This is a genomic window from Sphingobacterium sp. UBA1897 (assembly GCF_002337775.1).
In the GTDB taxonomy this organism is placed as follows: Bacteria; Bacteroidota; Bacteroidia; order Sphingobacteriales; family Sphingobacteriaceae; genus Sphingobacterium; species Sphingobacterium siyangense.
Map to the genome: position 1 here is coordinate 149,152 of NZ_DDGR01000026.1, position 22,478 is coordinate 171,629.

Sequence of the window (22,478 nt, forward strand, 5' to 3'; positions counted from 1 at the left end):
AGATCGCCGGTTTTTAAGGTATAACAAAAAGAGATTGCAAAAAAATAACTATACAGCAATGAAAAAGATTTTATTTTCTACTATTCTGTTGGGTATAATAGTAAGTTCTACAACCCACTTATATGCTCAGTCGATCGATTTAATAAAAAAGTTAGAGCAAAAAAGTTTACACATTGTTGCACACCGGGGAGCTCATCTGGAGCAACCTGAAAACTCAATTGCTGCTATCGAAGAGGCCATTCGGCAGGGAGCTTCCGTGGTAGAGGTCGATGTGCGGGCCACCAAAGATGGTGTACTTGTACTGATGCACGATAAAACAGTCAATCGGACGACAACCGGGCAAGGAGAGGTCGCCAAACAAACCTATGCCGAGCTTCAACAGCTTCACTTACGCAAAAAGGCTAATGGTGAAGGCTCGGATCATGTTATACCAACGCTATCGGAAGCTTTGCGCGTTGCAAAGGGAAAAATCCTTGTTGATCTCGATTTTAAAGAAGATCGCAAAGAGTTTATTAAGAAAACCTATGCGCTTGTTGAACAGGAGGGGATGGAAGACCAGGTACTATTTTTTCTCTATGATTATAAAGACATGCTCAAGATTTACAAACTCAATCCAGCGATCACACTTTTTCCGAGGGCACGCAGCATGAAAGATCTAGAGGTCATACTAAAGATGAAATTAACCTCAATTGTCCATCTTGATGAATCATTTACTGATACCGGAAAACTTAATGCATTGCGCCAACAGGGCATTTATTTTTGGATGAATAGTTTGGGGGAATATGACGACAAAGCAGAACAGGAGGGAAAGAAAGCTTATCGATCTTTTTTGGAGAAATATCCTTTTGTACGTCTTATTCAAACAGATCATCCTAATTTGTGGCGCGAAGTGCTTTCCGGATCTTAGTCTATTTTTATCTGTTTAGTTAAAAATGCTTGATTTTATTGTAGCGATATTGTTAGAACGATCGTTCTCAAGATATAACTAATGGAAACCGTAATGAATAAATTATTTACAGGGAGTTTTGCAATCCTCTTTTTACTGACGAGCTGTAGTAAGGAAAATGAAATGACTGTACCTATGGATGTTCAAAAACAGCTGGAAAGTTTTGAATGGAGCCCCATCGTGTCTGCGAAAGGGACGACAAACGAGCAATTGAAGCACAAACCGAAAGATTGTGAAAAGGATAATGTGTATACATTTACATTTGCTGAATCAGCGAATAAGTTCACTGTCAATCGTGGTAAAGAACTATGTGGGGATGATAAGTTGACATTTGAAAGTTTGATTTTTGCTGAAGGACAGCATCGCGCATTTGCCTATGATAAAGAGAAGAAAAGTATCAAGTTTGCCGACAGTAGCCCATACCAAAGTTATGAGGTACAGCTTGATGGTGATCAGCTCATATTAATTTCGCGCAATAATAATCCTCTAGCATACGCAGCTCCAATTGAATACTATTTTCAAGGTAAGCGAACGGCTGCAACAAAATAAGATAAGTAGTATATTTCCTTTAACATTCAAAATAAAGACGGCTTGCTGTCTTTATTTTTTTGTTCAATTCTGTTTTGATGAAATTGCAATTGAATCTTTCACATTAGTTTTTTCTTTGTCTAACTGTTTTGTTGTTGCCCAACGTGCTAGAATGAATTTCGTGGATATTTGCCATTTGCTCTCCTCTACTTCAATACATAAAGTAAACCCTGTGTTAGGTTGTTTAGATGAACGCTGTTCAAACCAATGCTGCCGCCCTATGATTATTAAAAGAATTAGGAATCAAAATTTAACTTGATTATTTAGGCTAAATCGTTAATTTAGTGGTTTGGAAACCGGTTGCATAGATAATGTGAAATAATAAAACCGGATCCGATTAATGAAGAAAACTAGATAAATAATAATCCACTTATGAAAGTCCGTATATTACTTATGGCAGCAATGACGACATTGCTCTGCCCACAACTTCAAGCCCAGCAATTGCCCTATAAGAATAGTACATTACCAATTGAAAAACGGGTAAGTGATCTATTGGGAAGAATGACTGTGGAAGAGAAAGTCGGGCAATTGAGCAAATTGCTGGGCTGGGAAATGTATAGCAAAAACGGAAAGCAGGTTACAATCAGCAATAAATTGCGAAAGGCAGTAAAAGAACAGCATATCGGATTGTTATGGGCAACCTTACGTGCAGATCCTTGGACACAGAAAACCTTACTGAATGGCCTGAGCCCTGTGGAAGCTGCGCGCGCTACAAATGCGATCCAACGTTATATGGTGGATAGTACTCGACTAGGGATTCCATTGTTGTTGTCTGAGGAGGCGCCACATGGACATATGGCGATTGGTGCAACAGTGTTCCCTACCGCGATCGGACAGGCGAGTACATGGAACCCACAGTTGATTCAGGATATGGCATCAACAATCGCCATGGAGACTTATGCTGTGGGTGGTAAAAACGGCTATGGTCCTGTATTAGATTTGGCACGAGATCCACGTTGGTCGCGCACTGAAGAGACCTATGGGGAGGATCCCTATCTGATCGGTCAGATGGGAACTGCAATGATCCGTGGTTTTCAGGGTGAGAAGCTAGGTGAGCGCGATAAAATAATAGGAACTTTAAAGCATTTTGTAGCCTATGCCGCTCCAGATGGCGGTCACAATGGTGAGTCCGTATCGGTTGGAGAACGAAGCCTGAGACAGTATTTTCTGCCGCCTTTTGAGCGTGCTGTAAAATCGGGAGCTGGGTCGGTAATGACAGCATATAATAGCATTGATGGTATTCCTTGTTCTGCCAACCCCTGGTTGCTAAAAGACATTCTACGTAAAGACTGGGGATTTACGGGGTTTGTTGTATCGGATCTACTGAGTATATCAGGGCTCAATGGAGGGCATGCAACAGCAGCGACTGCAGAAGAAGCGGCTTCACAAAGTATACATGCCGGATTGGATGTCGATCTAAGCGGGACTGGTTACGGTTCAAATCTGCTTAAGGCTGTCCAACAGGGGCTCGTTGAATCTGCTGTTCTTGATACAGCAGTAGCCCGTGTACTGCGAATGAAGTTCAATTTGGGGCTTTTTGATCATCCCTATGTGGATGAAAAGTTGGTAGCGCAAAAAGTCGCTACGGCACAAAATAAAACGGTAGCAAGACAGGTGGCCCGCGAGTCGATTGTTTTGCTTAAAAACGATCAGCATATCTTACCCTTAAGTAAATCGTTGAAACGAATAGCCGTTATAGGACCGAATGCCGACAACGCCTATAATCAGCTGGGCGATTATACTGCTCCACAAGCTGAGGGGAAAGTTCAGACCCTCTTGACCGGAATACGGGCGGCAGTTGGTAACAGTACCAAGGTTGATTATGTGAAAGGTTGTGCAATCCGTGATACAAGCAATTCCGATATCGCTGCCGCCGTCGCAGCTGCAAAGCAGGCCGATGCGGTGGTTTTAGTCCTGGGTGGTTCGAGTGCACGTGATTTTAAAACGTCGTATCAAGCAACTGGAGCAGCCAATGTGGATCCTAATACGATAAGTGATATGGAGAGCGGAGAAGGATTTGATCGCGTTTCTTTGGATATGATGGGCGATCAGATCAAGTTGCTGAAAGCGATACAGGCGACCGGAAAACCGGTTGTACTTGTTACGATTATGGGGAGACCATTGAACTTAAATTGGGCAGCTGAACATGTGCCTGCGATCGTGAATGCCTGGTATCCGGGACAGGAGGGAGGCCTGGCTATTGCCGATGTATTGTTCGGTGACTATAATCCGGCTGGAAGATTACCGATTTCGGTACCTCGTTCGGTCGGCCAGCTTCCTGTACATTACAACCATACAAAACCTAAACATCACGATTATGTGGAAATGTCGGCCAAACCATTGTATGCTTTTGGTTATGGGTTGAGCTACAGTAGTTTTGATTACTCCAATTTACAGGTCTCGCTGAAGGAGAATGGCAATGATTTTGTATGTACAGTGTCGTTCGACGTGGTAAACCAGGGCAAATTGGCGGGCGATGAAGTCGCTCAGTTGTATGTTGTGGATGAAGTAAGTTCGGTGGTGACACCTGTTATGCAGTTGAAGCGGTTTGAGCGTAAAAACATTGCCGCAGGAAAGAAAGAACGTTATTCTTTTCAATTGACCAAGGAGGACCTCAAACTTTGGAATGCAGGTAACGAATGGAAGACGGAAAAAGGCAGGTTTAAACTTTTGGTCGGCGCATCTTCCGATGATATCCGGTTGAAGGGAGAATTGGAATTAACGAAGGATTATTAATTAATCCTTCGTTAATTTATAGATATAGCTATTATGTTGATGGGGAGCTTTTGTTAAAGTTAGATCGTTTCCATTCACTAAATAGGTGTAATTGTGGTTCAATATTAAAGCCCAATCGAAGTCGGCGGTCCATACATTTTTATCTTTGAAAATAATTTGGTCGCCATTAATCTCATATGTTCCTGAGCCACCTGCAGGAAATCTATTTTTGTTTGCTGTACAAAAGAAACTGTCCGCTTTAAACCGTACAGTTACGTCTCCAGTGAAAGTTTGGTCCTGATTTTTATAGCTGACTATAAATTTTCCTGAATAGGTTCCCTCGAGATAGAGGTTGTGATTAGCAGTTTCCTTTGAGCAACCTACGGATACAATATATGCTAATAATGTTAATAATTTTGATATTGATCTCATAACTTGGTTTTTAGCATACAACGAAGTTACTGCCATTTTTGTTACAACTATCATTCTTATTTGAGCACAATATGCTTGATACTTTTCCTATTCCAGGTATAGGTGATGTGGATAAGACCGTTTGTATCCTGAATAATTGTCGGATAAGAATATTCATCGTTCTTTACCCCATCTTCAAGGGTTAGAACATCTTTCCACTGTAAGCCATCCTTTGATATGGCGACATGGAGTTTTGTGCGTCCTTCCCACCAGTCGTTGCCAGCGATGGCCGGATTGAAGACGATCATAAATAAACCATTATTTAAACGGATGGCGTCTGTGGCAGAATTGGGATTGAGCAGGTTTGTGGCTTGCCAGGGGCCCCAGGTAAGGCCTTGATCTGCTGAGAATGCGGCCATCACCTTATTTTCTTTACTTCGACAGAGCACCTGAATGCGTCCATCTGTATGTTGGATCACACTTGGCTGAATAACCTGGATACTGGTATCGGGGCGTATTGCGCTGACGGACCAGGAGCGGCCATGATCGCGGCTGATTTCCAGGTGTGCTTTCCAGATTTCTTCCTTGGACTCCGTGCTGGAAGGGGAGAGAAGCAGTCCGTTTGTCAAGGTGAGCGGTTTATTCTTGATGGGCCCCAAAATACCTTCAGGCAACTGCTGCGCTGCAGACCAGGTCGTTCCTTTATCCAGTGAATGTTTGACATAGCCTTTCCATTCTCTGGGATTGGGCCCTATTTTATAATACAAAGATAGGGTGTCACTGTGCGGGTATTGATAGAAGACAGGATTCCATGTTGGAAAGCGGTTGTCACCAAGGATACCGTCTGCAATCTGTACAGGACGCTGCCATTGTCCATGGCTATACAGTGAACTCCATATGACAACATCGGGGTTAGATTCATGTGTACCACCAAACCAGGCTGCCAATAAACTGTCTTTTCCGATGACTTGAATCGTGGAAGCATGGCATTGTTGGAATGGAACCTGGCCTGTTTTAAAAATTTGCTCTGATACCAGGATCTGAGGTTTATACGTTGCACACGAGGATAGAAAAAGAAGGATAAATAGTGGAAATAGGTTGATTTTTTTCATTGGAATTTAAGGTTCTAAAAACCCCATAGTTTGTTGATGACTTATTTTCTTATTCCTGAGCAGAGGCTTTGGGAATATTGAGATGTTCAGGCGGTGATCGGTAAACAATGACCTTGTTAAATGATAAAATTCCGTTGGATGATATCCAACGGAATTTTATATTATTTGCTTTGCAATTGAATTGCAGTCGCATAACTAAATCGTGTACTAGGGCTTCTCAAGGTAATTTGATTACCACGTTGAGACCAGTCTAATTTACCTTTATGACCCAAAATAGCGATTTTCTTTACGCTAAAATTATCAGGTACTTGAAAGACGTATTCATTTGGCTGCTGGTAAGTATCACCTTCAGAAAGATGGAATACATTGACCACTTTACTGTCTTTGCTTCTAGTGTAGTAATAGTCACCTTGGTGATATGGAGCAATCGTACGTGTTGCAAACACTGCAGTTTGATTGATTTTCATCCAGGCTGCCAGTTCGTTCAAGCGATCGTATGCTGCCTGGTCATAATCTCCTGTTGGGCCAGGGGCTATGTTCAATAGGTAGTTTCCACCGCGGGAAATAATTTTTACCAATGTTTCAACAATCTTTTTGGTCGGTTTGTATTGGTCGTTGGGCACATAGCTGAACGAATTTCCCATGGTGATACAACTTTCCCATGGAATATCCAAGGGATGTTCAGGAATCGCTTGTTCAGGTGTGACATAATTTTCCCAGTTTCCAGGTACTGTACGGTCGACAACGATAATGCCGGGTTGATTTTTCCTTGCCATGCCCCCAATGCGGTCCATGTCAATATTCTGATCCATTTTGATTGTCTGTTGCCAGTCAACAGATTTGTCAACGGTTTCTAAGGGGCGCACCTGACCACCATCCAACCAAAGAATGTCGACTTTGCCATATGCTGAGGTCAGCTCGTTGATTTGATTGTAGGTAAAGTCTTTGAATTTTTGCCAACGATCCGGATATTTTTTAGGGTCATAATTTACATTTCTGTCTTTTGGCGGAAAGTATGACCACCAGTAGTAATCGGAGTGCCAGTCCGGTTTGGAGAAATAAGCCCCAATTTTAAAACCGTCATTGCGGAAGGTATTGAAGATTTCTTTGGTCACATTTGCCTTTGGGTTTGTGGAAAATGGCGTTTTGGAGGATGTAATTTTATAATCCGATTCTCTGGTATCGAACATGGCAAATCCATCGTGATGTTTTGTTGTAAAGACGACATATTTCATGCCGGCAGCTTTTGCGGCATCGGCCCATTTTTGTGGATTGAAATCCGTAGGATTAAAGGTGGTCTGTAGATTTTCGTAGTTCTTGAGGTATTCAAAATAAGTTTTACCATGTTCGGGTTTGCGTTGGGTCCAGCCTTCATCTTCAGGACAGATACTCCAGCTTTCAACGATTCCCCATTGACTATAGGTACCCCAGTGCATGAAAAGACCAAACTTCATATCTTGCCATTGTTCGAGATTTTCAATCACTAAGGGATCTGTCGGTTTTTGATAGCCATTAGATACGTTATGTGCCTGGCCAAACGCTAGTGTTGCGCTTGAAGCGATCAGCGCAGTGGATATAATGGTTTTTAATTTTTGCATGGATAAAGATAATGAAAATGATAAAAAGAAGGCCACCTTAGGTGGCCTTCTTGTAGATAGATGTAGTGTATACCTTAATTAACGTCCCAGAAAAGTTTGGTGTTGACGTTGTCTTGCGCTTTTACAGCATTATAATTTGCTGAATTATACACGCTTTCTGAAGGAGGTAAGTTAAATTTTACTGGTACTGTCTTTTGAATGTCAGCGTTTTGAACAACAAAATCAAACTTAGGCAGATCCAAACGACGTTGCTCAGACCAAGCTTGTACAGTTTGCAAAACATTAAAATGTATCCATTTTTGCGTTGCAATTAGTTCAAGTTTATTAGATGCGCCTGCCCAGTTAACATTATTGATATAGGTATTGATCGCTTCAGTAGTTGGAGCAGCGGGCGCAACAACTGTATTGTCGTTGGATCTGCTTCTAATAATGCGATATAAATCAATAGATTCCTTAATACTGTTTTCAAATGCTGTTTTCGCGGACGATGCATTTCCTGCTTTATTGTAGTATTCCGCCAACAGTAAATTTGTTTCTGTCGCTGAAAATAATATACCTGGGAAATATTGATTTCTTGAGTATGTAGATCGATTATAGATGGCTAAAGTTCCACCTATTGCCAAGGCATTCTGATCTGCACTTACTTTGCTTTGATCTAAACCTATGTATTTGCCAGCAGCTTTTGCTCCAGGCTCAAACATAAAAGGTAATCTTGGATCTACTTTTTCAAGCATGTTGTCGATCATCCGCTTACTAGCTAAGTTTGCATACCAACCACTAGCTTCGAAGGCATCTTTGATATTTTTAGTTTGGATACTGTTATCGTCCAGGTTATAAATATCCAGTTGGGCGTTTTCAGCGTTCGTTAAAATCAGTGGATTAGTAGTTTGATTATTAACAATTTCTGCAATTTCCTGATTTGCTTGTGTGGCAAATTTTGAGCTCGCTGAAACTCGTGTTAGTATTCTTAGCCTAAGTGAGTTACAATATTTTTTCCACATTGCGATATCACCATTATTGATTATATCTTGCGTCTTGAATTTGTTGGCGGTAGCACTACTTAATGTAATTGAATTCAATTCAGCGCTTATACTTTTTAAGTCAGTCATGATGGCCGCATAGATGTCTTCTGGTTGGTCATAGGCCGGATACGAATTTTGATAATCACTATTGTTCGTACTCAGCATACCTGCTTTAGACCATGGAATGGCCCCATGTAGATCGACCGTTTGCTGTGTTTCATCGTAAAATAGAACTTTAGCAGTTAGATAGTAGATTCTACTTTCTTTCTTAGCTATTTCATCTGATTTGTTGTAGATTGTTTCTAGCTCTCTATATTGTGCAAGTCCCTCGTAAAATCTTGACCAACGGTCCTCGATAGCAGCGGCTCCTGGCAATAACTGGTTTGTCTCATTAATCCAGCCTGTGATATGTAAATATCTAAATATGGTTGGTCTAAGGGTAACAAATAAATTTCTATATTCAGGGACAATTAATTGTCTGTAACTGTAAATCATACCTGCAAACTGTTTTTCAACGGTCGTCTCGGTTACTTTTCCTGGGTCACGGTAGTTTTCATCAAATGAACTCTTACTGCAAGAATTTGTGAAAGCTAATGTGGCTGCGCACAGCCCCATATATAATATATATTTTTTCATGTCTTTAATAATTAGAAGCTAGCACGTAGCATTAAACCATATGTTCTTGTTGCCGGACTTGTTCCTGCATTGGAAACTTGATCAACCCAATTTGACCCACCAGTCATTTGTTCAGGATCTAGATCCTTTATACTTCTGTAGATAAAGAATAAATTACGTCCAAATGCAGAGATTTGAAGGTTTTTAGCTCTTAATTTCTGTGCAACTGATTTTGGAAGACGATAAGCTATTGAAAGCTCGCGCATCTTGATATAATTATTCTTTTGTACATATAGTTCGTAACGTGAGTTAGAATATTGTGGTCCGCCCCAATTGTATGTGTTGTTGTAATAAACGGCCTGTGAAATAATATTGTCGTTTTGCGATCCGTCAGCTTTAACTCCAGACATCAGCATCCCATCATGATAAACAGTCTCTCCATTTGGACCTGTACTTCCAGTTGTTGCGATCCCTTTTCCATTGGCGATATAGTAGCTAAGCCCGCCATGTTCTGTATCCATGTTGTTTAAACTTTCCTCTAAGAGACCTCTACTGATCATCCAGTTTATACCGGTAGGCATAACATGGCCACCCCAGCGAAAATCAAGTAAGGCATCCAAGGTGAAATTTTTATACGTGAATGTATTTGTTAAACCACCGACAGCTTTAGGCATTGCATTTCCTGCTTTGATCCAAGAATTGGCATCCACTTGGTATAAGCCGTTATCTTGGACAATTTTATTGCCATTTGCATCAGTTGCTACTGGATGTACCATGATATCGCCCATAGGTTGGCCTACTTTTGATACTAATTGTGCCGCTGCACCATCATAATCTTTATGCAAAAGTTCAGAAACGCCACCTGGCAACTCTTCTACGATATTTTTATTCATTGAGAAGTTTAATACTGTATTCCATTTAAAATTCTCATGCTGTATTGGAGTACCTGTGATTGCAAATTCCCATCCTTTGTTGCGTAAAGTTCCCACATTTGCAACGATTGAACTCGATCCCATAGAAATTGGCAGGGTATAGTCTAGAATTTGGTCCTGGATCAAGCCATTATAGTACGTGATGTCGAAGCCCAAACGATTATTTAATAATCGTGTTTCCAAACCAAATTCATATTCTTTTTTTCGTTCCGATTTAATTTTCTCATTTCCAAAGGCACTCGTTGGCACATTTGTGTAAATTACAGCTTGACCTCCTTGAGTCTGTACTCCCATGGTGTTCTGCGTATAACTTAGTGGGCTTTGATAGATCCTAGGATAGTTACCCACGATACCAAATGATCCTCTTAATTTAGCGTAACTGAATATTTCAGGTAAATGGAATGCTTCGGATAATATCAAACTTGAGTTTACAGAAGGATAGTAAGTAACATTGTCGTCTGGGTGCATTGTTGAGATAATTTCTCTTCTCAATGTTCCTTCAAGAAACCAGTAATTTTTATAGTTAAAGTTTAAGGTTCCAAACAGCGCATCTCTCAATTGATTTCTGCGGTAATTGTATTTTGAATTTCCACCAATAGTATTTACCGAAGCGTTGATATCATACCAATTTCTTACGCTTAGTCCACCCGCAGTTTCCCGTTGTACATAGGTATCCTGACTTTTGGTTGCGGTATAACCGAGCATAGCACCAACTTTGATGTCTTGATTGATCTGTTTGCTATATGAAGCCAAAAAATCTGCATAGTAAATATTGGCATTTTGTTGGCCTAGACCAAAATACCCTGTATTTTCATAAGCTAGTGGTTTTTCATTAGGTTGTTTATCTTCGGTGCGCAGTGAGGTCATATCTGCCGAGAAACGTGCTCTTAAAGAGAAATCACTTGTTACTTGCCAAGTATTTGTTACTGATCCTAAAACGCGATTGGAATATTCATCATATTGTCTTGCTTTTGAGTTCCAGATAAAATCCAATACGTCTGTTTTATAGCCATTATAGATTAAATTTTCTGATGGTGTTAAGCTTTGGTCTGTGCCTGTAACATATTTATAACCTAAGCTTGTTTTATATTTGTTTAGATACCACTCCGGATTGTCAAATGTTGAAATCATCCCGGTGAAGTTATTGATTAAACGATCCGTAAGGAATGGTCTATTATGTGTATGTTGGTTCACATAATTAACGACCACGTCTGTTGTTAGTTTATCCCAAAGTTTGAACGAGGAATTTAAATTGGCAATATTCTTCTTGTTTGAAGATTCAAGCGCGGTCATCTGATTATCCTGACGTGTGACCGAGAATCTTGTATTTGAATTTTCAGTAGTATGACCAAGGGCTAAATTGAATGAAGTATTATTTGGGTTGTTGAATAGTTTGTTGTACGAATTTTGAGCTGAATATGGACGTACAACACCGTCCCAAGAAATAATGTCTTTACCGTCAAATTTAGGTCCAAAGTTTACAGTAGCCGGAAGTACGCCACGCGTTACGCCGTTGATAGCTCGGCTATTATCATAATAGAAAAACATATCATCAGCCTGTCCATCATTCTGATAGGCTTTTGTATAACCAGGGCCTCTGACATCTTGAAATCTTGGTAGATAAGCAATTTTATCATGCGTGTAGGTGGCATTAAAATCTATAGAAAAACCCTTTCCACCTTTCCCTGATTTTGTCGTTACCAATACCACCCCGTTCATTGCTTCTGACCCATACAAAGCTGCGGCAGAAGCACCTTTTAGAATGCTGATGTTCTCAATATCTTCCGGGTTGAGATCTTCTAAACCATTTCCGCGGGCACGTTGATCACCCCAATAATCCGAATTGTTAAAGCTTGATTGTCTCATTGGCACCCCATCGATAATAACCAATGGCTGTGAGTTCCCTGTGATTGAGTTAGTACCGCGGATATTGATGTTAATACCCGATGTTGCTCCTCCGGGTGCTGCTGAGATGCGAACTCCAGGGGCTTTACCATACAATGCCCCTGCAAAGTTCGGTGAACCGGTTTTTGTTAACTCTTTAGAGTCGACCGTGCTCATGGCATAACCAAGTTCCTTTGGAGCACGTTTAATACCCATAGCAGTAACAACAACCTCATCCAGGTTGGAAGCATCTTCTGTTAATTTGATGTTAATCGTCTTTGAGGAACCAACGACTATTTCTTGGGACTTGTATCCGACAATGGATACACGTAAGACTTCACCTTGGGAAGCTTGAATTGTAAAAGACCCATTGGCCCCTGTTTGTGTACCCCTAGTTGTTCCCTTAACGGAAACTGTTGCGCCAGAGACTGGTCCATTAGCATCTGAAACTATTCCAGAAATGCTTTGCTGCGCATAAAGCGATGTAGCACTGAAAAGTGTACATAACGCCAATCCTGCAGTTTTTTTGTAAAATAGACTCATGTTTTAGGTATTTGTGTAAAACGTTAGTTAATAATGTTTGTGATGTATTTTTCTATGACTAATGCTGTTGTGCCGAGTTGTTGCGCTCTTTTGTGCAAAGTGGAAATGGCTAAAGTTGTTTTTCTTGAAATCTTCGGAATGCTATATTCATTAACCGCGACTTGGATATGAGGTGCCAGAATATCCCCGATTTCTGCACCACGGCCACTGATGATTATTTTATCAGGATTTAGAATGTGTATTAATGTTGAGATTCCCTTGCCAAGCAAGTAGCCTACTTTCCCGATATTGTTGATCGCTACTTGATCTCCGATTTGGACAGCTTCAATTAATGCGTCAATTTTATTGATATGTTCATTCGCTAGTTTATCATAAATAGAATATTCTCCGTTTTTTATATCTCGCTCTGTATTTCGAATGGCTGCGCTAATGGAAGCTTCGACTTCAAGACATCCTCTTTTGCCGCATGAACATAATGTCAGCGTATCCGAAAGAGGAATATGGCTAAATTCACCGGCATAACCCGAGGTTCCTTTGAAGATATCGTCATTGATAAGTATTCCCAAGCCTACTCCCCAATTTAGATTGATAACGAGTGAATGAGATGAATCTTTAGCTTCACCAAACTTTCGTTCAGCTAAGGCAATGCAACGTGAATCATTGTCAATAATGGCCGGAACCTTAAATTTTTGCTCAAATAGTTTTCGAATGTTATATAAGGGTGAATCTTCATTATATGATTCATTGAGGCCCGTTTCTGAATCTACAAATCCCGGCATGCTTATTCCAATACCGATGACTTGGTTAATATCAATTTGATTTGAAATGATGAAACTGTCTAAAGCTTCAAGAATGGAATCCGTCGCATTTTTATCTCTGAGATCTATCGGAATATTGTTCTGAGACGAGATGGTTTGAGCCTTAAGATTTGAAGAGGATATGGACGTATAGAATTGATCGATCGATACGCTAATAATACTTTGCTGTAAATTTTCATTAAGCATGTATTGTATGGCTTTTCTGCCACCTGTGGAAGCAGCGTAGCCTTTCTCGACAATGACATTTCTTGTCAAGAGATCATTGATCTGTTTAGTGACAGAGGGGATGCTTTTCGATAAAGAGTTTGCTATATCTGCAATCGGTTGCATCGGTCTATAATACAAAATTCTCAAAATTTCGCCGCCCATAATTTAGTTCAATTGTATTAATATAAATATTGGTTTATCTAAGTTTAATAATGGCCGACAACAACATTTCTTGTCGGCTTGGTCTTTCATAGTTACTTGCTTAAAGGAGATCAATATGTTTGACTTCTAATAAGCATTGTATATTAAAGATAAGAACACTTTGTGTTAAGTTCAAAATTCTTTTTAAAATTTTTAAAAAGAATTTAAAGATGATGTGTTTTTAATCAAAAGAAGGCTCTTTTTTTATCCGGAGAAGGAATGCTTAATTTCGATTGTAACGAAATCGCGATAATTTAAGTGAGATTTATGGCGGATTTTGGTTTTATCATCTCTAAGGGCATTTTAAACTAGCATATAAAAAAAGCTCGGTATAAAACCGAGCTCTTTTTAAATATAGGCTAACTTGCCCTTTTGTAAACAATCTAAGAAACGATCAGCTATTTGACGTCCCAGAAGATTTTAGTTGTTCTTGTATCGTTTGCTTTAACAGCATCGTAATTAGCACTATTATTTGAAATCTCTTGGGTAGGATACAGTAAACGTTTAGGAGGATTTGCGTAATTAGCCAATCCAGCCACAGGGTATGTCAATACTGGATATCCTGTACGTCTCAATTCAGCCCAAGCTTGTTGTGCCTGTAAGAAACCATAATGTAGCCATTTTTGAGTCCATATTAATTCTAGGTTCTTTGCTTGAGTTGTTGAGAAGCTGATAGTCGACTTGTCTACAAAGTCATTGATGACGTCATCTGTAGGTTTTTTCTCTGTTTTCAGTCCTGAAGTATTTAAATTATTTAAATAATAATAGAAAGAAACGGATTGTTTAACAGCGACATCATAAGCATCTTTAGCCGCATTACTTGCTCCCCATCTTAATAGCGCTTCAGCTTTATTGAAATTGGTTTCAGAAGCAGTAATGACAATTCCTGGCAAAGCATTGTTGTCGAAGATAGTTGCCGAATCCAACACAGCGTAGTCTTGATAATTCTTCTCCATATCCGCCGAAGTAAAGGTAATTGGCATTGCTCTATACTCTTTGTTCTGAACGAACTTACCGTTTACTGTTTTTCCAAATTTGTCATAAAGTACAGGGATACGTGGATCTTTCGCTGGCAACATTACTTTGTTCAACATATGATCTGTTGCGAATTGATTGGGACCTTCAATCAAGGCCTGTCTCAACGTTCCTGTATAGTTGGTTAGAGGCTGCAATAAGATGTCTTCATTTCTAGGGTTGTAGTTTGCCGTTGCGCCACCATCTGCCAATGGATATTGTGTGGGGTTATTCAGCATTTCGAGTACTTCAGTTCTTGCTTTTGCCTCATCAACAAAAGAAATACGCATCAATAGACGCAGGCGAAGTGAATTGGCATACCTACGCCATTTTGCAACATTACCGCTATTTAAGATATCGTATTTTGAAAAATCAGGATTGGTAGTTGCTGTTGATAAGTACGTGTTGATATTTTTCAATTCGCTGATGAACTGATTGTATAATTCTTTTTGCGCATCAAACTTTGGCTTAATAATCGTACTTGTTGTTGGTAGACTACCGGCTTCACTGAAAGGGATATCTCCAAAGTTGTCAACAAGTTTAGATGCTTCGTCAAACAAAACAATTTTGCCAGTCTGGATAAAGATCTCTTTACTTGCTTTCTCCGCTTCAGGAAGTTCAGCATATGCTTTTTCCATGCTTCTTGTAATACCTAGTACACCAGGGGCATAAAAATCCGTCCAATATGCATAAGAGTAGCTATCGTTCGGCTGATACATGGTATTTGACGGATAAAAAGACGCTGTCTGCGTATATACTGCCTGATTGGACAGGATAAATGTACGGTAGTGGTAATAAGCTGGTCTTACACGATCATTATTTAGCATTTCGGCAAAGAACGCCGGAATATTTGCTTTTGTCGATGCATCTGGGTTTTGAAACTTGTCGTCAAGTTGTGATTTACAGCCGACCATCGTCGATAGGGCCGAAACCAAAGTTAATATAGAAAGAAAAGTTTTTTTCATGATTCTCGTGGGTAAAAAATTAAAAATTAGCATTCAATGAAAAACCGAAACTTCGGGTAGCAGCAGATGAACCAACGTCTACACCTTGTGCCCACCATTTGTTTCCTACTGGAGCTTCAGGATCAAGATTTTTCAATGTGCGGTAGAAGTAGAATAGATTCCTGCCCAACAAAGAAACCTTTAAATTGTTAATTTTAAGTCTTTTGGTGAAGCTGTCCGGAATACGGTAACCAACAGACAATTCTCTTAATTTGATAAAGTTGTTGTCGTATACAGCACCTTTTTCAGTCCAAGAATCTGCACCCCATCCGAAAGTGTTCATGTAGTACTCTGCAGCACTCAAATGCACATCGTTTGCTTTTCCTGTATTGGCGTTAACCCCTTGCAAAGTCACCCCATTTTCGCGGTATGGTAAGGTGTTTTCATATAGACCCGCACTCATGCCGTATTTGAGGTTTTCGGATACCATTTTACCTCCAAAACGATAATCAGCAGTAAAGTCTAACATAAAGTTTTTATAGGTAAATGTATTGGTCCAGCCCCCGATCGCTTTTGGCATAATGTTGCCAGCATATTTGTACTTGGTTTTGTCGATTACATAAAGTCCATCGTCCGAAATCAAGTTATTGCCGTTTTGATCTTTTGCAATGTCATAAACGTAAATATTTCCTAATTTCTCACCCTCTTTTGCGGTAATCTTCAAAGAGTTTTCATCGGCAGAGTAGAATACCAATTCTTCAACACCTGGTGCTAGGGTTTTAACAGTCGACTTATTAAATGAATAGTTCAGTCTAGAATTCCAGGTAAAGTTTTCATTTTGAATTGGCGTACCGTTGATGGAAAGCTCCAAACCGTTATTGGCAATTTTTCCGATATTCAAAATTTGGGAAGTTGCCCCTGTAGAGGCTGGTGTTGTAAGTCCTAAGATCTGATCATCGATATAATTGTTATAGTAACTAACATCTAATCCTAATCTATTTTTTAGAAACTTCAATTCCATACCTACCTCAACCTCATATTTACGCTCAGGACGTAGATTGAGATTTCCATAATTGTTTCTGTAGGTCAATGATGGAACAGCGCCATTGATTGTCAATAATGGATTCTGGTTATAAGCGATATTTGCTTCGTAGATTGCGGCATCATTACCAACAATACCGTAGGAAGCACGAAGTTTACCGTAGGAGAACTTATCCGACTTGATATCGAAAGCATCGCTGAAAATAAAGCTACCGCTAACGGAGCCATAGCGATAATTATTGTTCGATGAAGGTAGTGTAGAAGAGTATTCAGAACGATAAGTACCGTCTAAGTAAGCAAATCCTTTATAGCCAATATTCAAGGAACCGAAGTAGGCATATTTTAGCATTTCCTTTCTGCTATTTGAAGTTGTTGCCTGCGCGTAACTGTTGCTTAAGCTAAACCAGTTTTCGGTAACAAGACCACCTGCTGTACTTGAAGATTGATCATCATAACGTTCTGATCTCGATTGGAAGCCCACGCTCGCTGAATAGTCAAAATCCGCATTGATTTTGTTGCTATAGGTTGCCATTACATCACCATACAGAATTGAATAGACTCCTTTTGAAGTAGCAAAGCCTCCGGAACTGCTGGTAGTTGAATTGTAAGCTGTTGCGTATTCGTTGTATTGCTTGTTGATGCTCGTTGCAGAAGTTAAGTCATTACCGATTCTTCCGCGGAGTTTCAAGTGATTTACAACATCCCAGTTTAATGTGGCACTTGTCAAAATCCTATTTTCGGTCTCATCATAACTGTTTTTGTATTGATTCCAAAAATAATCTAAGAGGTTGGAAGCCCGCATCGTGTATTTGAAATCTTCAGGACGTCCTGTTCCAAATTTGGAATATTTGTAGCCATCAGTGGTTTGATACGCATTTTTCATTGCAGACATATCTTCTGTTCTGCTGAAAAATCCGTCAAAACTTCCAAGTACCTGACCCAACAGATAGGTTCTGTTATGGGTGTTGGTATTGATAAAGTTAGCGACGATATCGGTTGATAATTTGTCGCTAAGTTTTAGCGTGCTATTGAGATTGAAGGTATTTCTGTTCTGTTTACTACCAGGGCTTGTACTTTTATAGTCCATTCTGGTCGCACTCAAACGGTAGTTAATTTTCTCCGTTTGGTTTGAGATACCGACGTTAATATTGGAATTGTAGCCTTTGTCAAATACGTCGTAGTAGTTGTTTTCACGTGCTTTGTATTGACGTACCTGTCCGTCCCACCACATAACATCTTCGCCAGTGAATTTTGGACCAAAACTTCCGTAGGATCTATAGTATGGTCTTCTTCCTGATGGAGAATTAGCATCTGTAAACCAACCTTCGGCAGATGCGCCGTTAGCGATGTTTGTCGCGGCATCGTAGCCAGGTCCATAAATATTTTGGAACTTCGGTAAAAAGGCTGCTCTTTCGATTGATCCATTATAGTTGAAGTCAATTCCTAGACCTCTACCTTTTGTGCCTTTCTTTGTTGTAATAACAATTACCCCACTTGCAGCGTCCGAGCCGTACAATGCACTGGCTGCGGCACCTTTTAAGATGGAAATATTGTCGATATCAGCTGGGTTGATGTCCAGCATACCATTACCTCTAATACGTTGATCGTCCCAATAATTATTATTGTTTGCACCAGTCGCACCACCTTGTTGATCGTTACGGATGATGATACCATCGACAACATAGAGGGGCTGGCGTTGATAGTTTAATGAATTGATACCACGGATTTGAACGTTAACCGCACTGGCAGAACCACCCGGAGCAGTGGTAATTTTCACACCTGGGGCTTTACCGTATAGTGCTGATCCAAAGTTGGTGTTACCCGCTTTGGTAATTTCTTCTGCTTTGATATTGCTAACTGCATATCCTAGCGCCTTAGATTCGCGCTTGATACCCATCGCAGTTACAACAACTTCATCTAAAGCTGAAGCGTCCTCAGTTAAGGAGACTTTAATCGATTTAGCGGAAGTAACCGTAATTTCTTGCGTGTGGTAACCGACAATAGAAACACGTAATACTTCTCCCGGAGCGGCTTGAATCGTAAAGGTTCCGCTTGCATTTGTTTGCGTTCCTTTGGCAGTACCCTTAACAGAAACTGTCGCTCCTGAAACAGGACCTTTCGCGTCTGTTACTGTACCAGTAATGGTTTGTTGTGCGTAAAGCGAGGTGGCGCTAAATAGCGTGCACAATGCTATACCTGTTGCTTTTTTGTAAAATAGACTCATTTTTTAATGATTAGTATGAATTACAATAAGTAAATGATTAGTGTGGTTATTTATTGAATTAAAATTTTATTGATATGGTTTTCGACTACAATTGCTGCAGTGCCTTTGATTTGTGCGTGTTTGTTTAAAGCTGACATCCGGATATTCGTTGTTTTTGCAATCTCGGGGATACAAAATTCATTGATGGCAATTTGTATTTGCGGATTCAGAATCCTTCCTAATTCTGCACCTCTTCCGCTGACAATAATTTGTTTTGGATTAAGAATATGGATAAGTGTTGATATGCCTTTACCTAGCATGTAACCTATTTTTCCTAAATTATTGATCGCGATTTGATCGCCTACATTCGACGCTTCAATTAAAGCATCTATTTTGTTGAGATTGCTTTTTACGAAGGTGCTGTAAATTGAATATTCGTTATTTTGGATATCAGCTTCCGTGCTTCGAATGGCAGCATCCAACGACGCTTCCACTTCAAGGCACCCTCTTTTTCCGCAAGAACATAAGGTGTTGTCATCCGAAAGTGGGATATGGCTAAATTCTCCCGCAAAACCAGACTCTCCTTTAAAAACGGAGCCATTAATAATAATACCCAATCCTACTCCCCAATTTAGGTTGATAATCAGCGAATGATCAATACCCTTAGCCGCCCCAAACTCTTTCTCTGCTATAGCGATACATCTGGAGTCGTTTTCTATGACAGTAGATAGCTGATATTTTGCTTCTATGCTATCTTTTATGCGATATAGCGGATGATTATGGGGATAAGATTCATTGACACCCAGCTCGGAGTTTACAAATCCCGGCATGCTAAGACCAATGCCAATTATTTTATTGCTATTGATTCCCGATAATTCTAAAATCGATTCAATTTCACCCAATAGTAAATCAGAAGAATTGCTAGCCTTTAATTCTAAAGGAATATCGCGGTGTTCGATGACTTTTTGCTGATTGAGATCGGTAATGGTAAATGTAGAGAAATGCTGATCGGCTGAAATCGTTAAAATATAAAAATTCAGCGCTGGATTAATGGCGAACTGTAAAGGACGTCTTCCACCAGTGGATTCTGCAAAACCACATTCAACAATTATCTTTTCTTCGAGTAAACGATTGATTATTTTTGTGATGGAAGGTGTACTCTTGGCGAGTTTTTTGACCAACTCTGCAATAGAAAGCGCAGAATCAAAATAAAGGTTTTTCAGTATTTCTTTTTCCATCAGTTTGTGTGGTTTCTAAAAGTTGATTAAACTTTTGTTAAAGATATGTTAAATCGTATATAAGATCAAAATACTTTTTAAAAAACTTTAAAAAGTTACCGTTACGCTTTGTTTTTTTTATTTTTTCTGTAACAATATACCTTCCTGTTTATGCCATTAAATTGTGGATTGCGCATAAAAATGAAGGGTAAATACGTTATATTTACCTTTTAATTATACAATCTGATTATGAAACAACGCTATTACTCCTTGGATGTATTTCGTGGAGCTACTGTGGCACTGATGATTATGGTTAATAATCCGGGTACATGGGCTCATATGTTTGCACCGCTAAAACATGCAGAATGGCATGGATGTTCACCTACAGACCTGGTTTTTCCTTTTTTTCTTTTCGCAGTAGGTAATGCCATGTCTTTTGTTATACCTCGTTTACAGGAGGCTGGACCTGCAGTATTTTGGCAAAAAGTAATTAAACGGACGATCTTGATTTTTGCGATTGGACTTTTCATCAATTGGTGGCCTTTTGTGAAATGGGATGGTGCGGAGCTGGTTTTTAAACAATGGGTGGACGGAACGGATCCGAGCCGGGGAATCCGGATTTTCGGTGTACTCCAACGCATCGCAGTTGCTTATTGTTTTGCTTCGATTTTAGCTTATTATTTTAAAGAAAAAACGATTATCTGGATCTCGGCAATCATACTGTTGTTATATTGGGCAATCTGTGCAATAGCCGGAGGAGCAGATCCCTATAGCTTGGAGGGCTGGTTCGGTACAAAGTATGATATAGCAATCCTAGGTTTACCGCATGTTTACAAAGGGGAGGGGGTGCCATTTGATCCTGAAGGGCTGATGAGTACCTTGCCGACAATTGTTCAGGTTGTCTTTGGCTATTTAGTTGGTGTATTTATTAAAAAGCAAGGTCAGGTGGATTGGCTGTGGACGAAAGTGCCGGCCTCAAGTGAGCCTCATTTTAAATTGCTGGCGGGAATGTTTGTGACCGGATTTATTTTGGTCGTATTGGCTTGGATATGGGCCTTGGGTTTTCCGATCAATAAAAAAATATGGACGAGTTCCTATGTGCTCTATACAACAGGTTTGGCAACCATGACACTCGGTGGTATGATCTGGTTTATTGAAGTGCAGGGTGTCAAAAATAAATTGACACAGTTTTTTGATGTTTTTGGTAAAAATCCGTTATTCATCTTTGTACTGAGCGGTATTCTACCACGCTTTTTGGGATTGTTCCGTATTCCTGATGGCGTAAAAGAGGATGGTACACAAAAATACCTCGACGCTTTTGCCTGGTTTTATAAATATATTTGCGCGAAAGTGCCTGGGATACCAGAAGTTGGTTCTTTTGTTTATTCGCTATGTTTCTTAACGTTGATGTGGGTAATCTGCTATTGGTTGGACAAGAAGAAAATCTACGTAAAGGTTTAGTAGTAGCTGAACCTTTGCTTATTAAATTATTTTGGCAACCGAAGATTTTTGCTATCTTTGCAGCCAATTAATAAAATTTTTAACGCTTTAATATTATTCAGGAAATGTATTTAAGTAAAGAGTACAAAGCTGATATCTTCGCAGAATTTGCTGGATCAGCTACAAACACAGGATCTACTGAAGGTCAAGTTGCTTTATTCACTAAGAGAATTGCTCACTTAACTGAGCACTTGAAAAAAAACAGAAAAGATTTCGGTACACAACGTGCCCTACAAATGTTAGTAGGTAAACGTCGTTCATTATTAGCTTATCTTTACAAAAAAGATATCAACCGTTATCGTGCGATCATTAAAGGTCTAGGTTTACGTGATATTATCAAATAAGCTTTAATACAAAGGTGTTAAGAAAGCCATCCAATTTTTGGATGGCTTTTTTTATTGTGTTTATCGTGCCCGAATTGTTATTGTATTTTTCGCGTCAGCATGGTCGTTTTCTGTTCGTCATGGCCTTTTGTAGTTGTTCAGGACTTTCTTAGGTTAGCGGACGACATTGGCCTATTTATCCCTTACTTCAGTTTCACTATTTAGTCTTTATTTAATCGCTTTTTCCTCGGAGCTTGCTCGCTATTTCTTCGCTTCCAACCGAAGAAGTACCGAACAAGCTCCGAACAAGTACCGAAGAAGCACCGAGGAATCTCAGAAAATGATAGCCATGTTTTATACTTGTCTTATATTGTTTTATACTACGCGACAGGCTAGATTCCTCGTTATAATTGATAAGCCTTTGGAAGCCTTTTTCGAGAAATAAGAGAACTTGAGAAGACTTCAATTGATTCATTGCTTGACAGATTAAGGCGGTTGCTGCCGTATTCCGATGGTTTGATGATTTAGCCTGCTGTTAATTGCACTAATCTTAATATTTTAATTTACCTTTGTGCTGAAATCTAATGTATTTAAAATATTGGCATGCTGCCAACAAGATGAAAAGCATGTCGCAAACAAGATTA

The 22,478-nt window shown here is 39.7% G+C and carries 15 protein-coding genes; 5 read left to right on the forward strand and 10 right to left on the reverse strand.

The annotated features are described in order from the left end of the window. Positions 1-58 precede the first annotated feature (58 nt). The 3 genes from B4N43_RS17385 to B4N43_RS17395 all read left to right on the forward strand — a co-directional run bounded on the left by B4N43_RS17385 (position 59) and on the right by B4N43_RS17395 (position 4,270). Positions 59-907 (forward strand): glycerophosphodiester phosphodiesterase family protein, encoded by an 849-nt coding sequence (locus tag B4N43_RS17385; RefSeq protein ID WP_286709395.1) that lies wholly within the window; start codon positions 59-61, stop codon positions 905-907. A gap of 93 nt (positions 908-1,000) precedes the next feature. Further along, positions 1,001-1,495, forward strand: coding sequence for a hypothetical protein (locus tag B4N43_RS17390; protein ID WP_145328867.1), 495 nt, complete (start codon positions 1,001-1,003; stop codon positions 1,493-1,495). A 411-nt stretch (positions 1,496-1,906) separates the two neighbouring features. Continuing rightward, positions 1,907-4,270, forward strand: coding sequence for a glycoside hydrolase family 3 N-terminal domain-containing protein (locus tag B4N43_RS17395; RefSeq protein ID WP_286735767.1), 2,364 nt, complete (start codon positions 1,907-1,909; stop codon positions 4,268-4,270). Here B4N43_RS17395 and B4N43_RS17400 read toward each other — a convergent pair whose 3' ends face one another. The 9 genes from B4N43_RS17400 to B4N43_RS17440 all read right to left on the reverse strand — a co-directional run bounded on the left by B4N43_RS17400 (position 4,271) and on the right by B4N43_RS17440 (position 20,032). Beyond that, complete coding sequence (locus B4N43_RS17400) at positions 4,271-4,681, reverse strand: hypothetical protein (protein ID WP_145328865.1); 411 nt, start codon at positions 4,679-4,681, stop codon at positions 4,271-4,273. It abuts the gene before it with no gap. A 56-nt stretch (positions 4,682-4,737) separates the two neighbouring features. Beyond that, a complete protein-coding gene (locus B4N43_RS17405) occupies positions 4,738-5,772 on the reverse strand; it encodes a sialidase family protein (protein WP_286735768.1) in 1,035 nt (344 codons plus the stop codon). 161 nt (positions 5,773-5,933) lie between these two features. Further along, positions 5,934-7,370 carry an alpha-L-fucosidase gene (locus B4N43_RS17410; RefSeq protein WP_286735769.1) on the reverse strand — a complete coding sequence of 479 codons (1,437 nt, stop codon included), beginning with the start codon at positions 7,368-7,370 and terminating at the stop codon, positions 5,934-5,936. Between the two features lie 74 nt (positions 7,371-7,444). Next, complete coding sequence (locus B4N43_RS17415; RefSeq protein WP_075991029.1) at positions 7,445-9,028, reverse strand: SusD/RagB family nutrient-binding outer membrane lipoprotein; 1,584 nt, start codon at positions 9,026-9,028, stop codon at positions 7,445-7,447. Positions 9,029-9,039: 11 nt separating this feature from the next. Further along, positions 9,040-12,366: a SusC/RagA family TonB-linked outer membrane protein gene (locus tag B4N43_RS17420; protein ID WP_286735770.1), complete on the reverse strand. Its 3,327-nt coding sequence runs from the start codon at positions 12,364-12,366 to the stop codon at positions 9,040-9,042. Positions 12,367-12,389: 23 nt separating this feature from the next. Continuing rightward, complete coding sequence (locus B4N43_RS17425; RefSeq protein WP_286735771.1) at positions 12,390-13,553, reverse strand: ROK family protein; 1,164 nt, start codon at positions 13,551-13,553, stop codon at positions 12,390-12,392. A gap of 437 nt (positions 13,554-13,990) precedes the next feature. Further along, positions 13,991-15,571, reverse strand: coding sequence for a SusD/RagB family nutrient-binding outer membrane lipoprotein (locus B4N43_RS17430; protein WP_088160218.1), 1,581 nt, complete (start codon positions 15,569-15,571; stop codon positions 13,991-13,993). A 19-nt stretch (positions 15,572-15,590) separates the two neighbouring features. Beyond that, the gene (locus B4N43_RS17435) at positions 15,591-18,815 is read right to left on the reverse strand and encodes a SusC/RagA family TonB-linked outer membrane protein (protein WP_075991032.1); all 3,225 of its coding nucleotides are present in this window, start codon (positions 18,813-18,815) and stop codon (positions 15,591-15,593) included. A 50-nt stretch (positions 18,816-18,865) separates the two neighbouring features. After that, a complete protein-coding gene (locus B4N43_RS17440; protein ID WP_286735772.1) occupies positions 18,866-20,032 on the reverse strand; it encodes an ROK family protein in 1,167 nt (388 codons plus the stop codon). Between the two features lie 228 nt (positions 20,033-20,260). On the opposite strand from B4N43_RS17440, the gene B4N43_RS17445 reads away from it, so the two are divergent. Together B4N43_RS17445 and rpsO are read left to right on the forward strand one after the other, a co-directional pair. Next, positions 20,261-21,472, forward strand: coding sequence for an acyltransferase family protein (locus B4N43_RS17445; RefSeq protein WP_286735773.1), 1,212 nt, complete (start codon positions 20,261-20,263; stop codon positions 21,470-21,472). 104 nt (positions 21,473-21,576) lie between these two features. Beyond that, entirely contained in the window at positions 21,577-21,855 is a 279-nt protein-coding gene (gene rpsO / locus B4N43_RS17450; RefSeq protein WP_046674145.1) for a 30S ribosomal protein S15, read from the forward strand. A gap of 211 nt (positions 21,856-22,066) precedes the next feature. Here rpsO and B4N43_RS17455 read toward each other — a convergent pair whose 3' ends face one another. Next, the gene (locus B4N43_RS17455) at positions 22,067-22,309 is read right to left on the reverse strand and encodes a hypothetical protein (protein ID WP_286735774.1); all 243 of its coding nucleotides are present in this window, start codon (positions 22,307-22,309) and stop codon (positions 22,067-22,069) included. Positions 22,310-22,478 lie beyond the last annotated feature (169 nt).

Bases quoted from the DNA above. Each gene is read 5' to 3' on its own strand.
- B4N43_RS17385 (WP_286709395.1), top strand. From the start codon at position 59: ATGAAAAAGATTTTATTTTCTACTATTCTGTTGGGTATAATAGTAAGT.
- B4N43_RS17390 (WP_145328867.1), top strand. From the start codon at position 1,001: ATGAATAAATTATTTACAGGGAGTTTTGCAATCCTCTTTTTACTGACG.
- B4N43_RS17395 (WP_286735767.1), top strand. From the start codon at position 1,907: ATGAAAGTCCGTATATTACTTATGGCAGCAATGACGACATTGCTCTGC.
- B4N43_RS17400 (WP_145328865.1), bottom strand. From the start codon at position 4,681: ATGAGATCAATATCAAAATTATTAACATTATTAGCATATATTGTATCC.
- B4N43_RS17405 (WP_286735768.1), bottom strand. From the start codon at position 5,772: ATGAAAAAAATCAACCTATTTCCACTATTTATCCTTCTTTTTCTATCC.
- B4N43_RS17410 (WP_286735769.1), bottom strand. From the start codon at position 7,370: ATGCAAAAATTAAAAACCATTATATCCACTGCGCTGATCGCTTCAAGC.
- B4N43_RS17415 (WP_075991029.1), bottom strand. From the start codon at position 9,028: ATGAAAAAATATATATTATATATGGGGCTGTGCGCAGCCACATTAGCT.
- B4N43_RS17420 (WP_286735770.1), bottom strand. From the start codon at position 12,366: ATGAGTCTATTTTACAAAAAAACTGCAGGATTGGCGTTATGTACACTT.
- B4N43_RS17425 (WP_286735771.1), bottom strand. From the start codon at position 13,553: ATGGGCGGCGAAATTTTGAGAATTTTGTATTATAGACCGATGCAACCG.
- B4N43_RS17430 (WP_088160218.1), bottom strand. From the start codon at position 15,571: ATGAAAAAAACTTTTCTTTCTATATTAACTTTGGTTTCGGCCCTATCG.
- B4N43_RS17435 (WP_075991032.1), bottom strand. From the start codon at position 18,815: ATGAGTCTATTTTACAAAAAAGCAACAGGTATAGCATTGTGCACGCTA.
- B4N43_RS17440 (WP_286735772.1), bottom strand. From the start codon at position 20,032: ATGGAAAAAGAAATACTGAAAAACCTTTATTTTGATTCTGCGCTTTCT.
- B4N43_RS17445 (WP_286735773.1), top strand. From the start codon at position 20,261: ATGAAACAACGCTATTACTCCTTGGATGTATTTCGTGGAGCTACTGTG.
- rpsO (WP_046674145.1), top strand. From the start codon at position 21,577: ATGTATTTAAGTAAAGAGTACAAAGCTGATATCTTCGCAGAATTTGCT.
- B4N43_RS17455 (WP_286735774.1), bottom strand. From the start codon at position 22,309: ATGAATCAATTGAAGTCTTCTCAAGTTCTCTTATTTCTCGAAAAAGGC.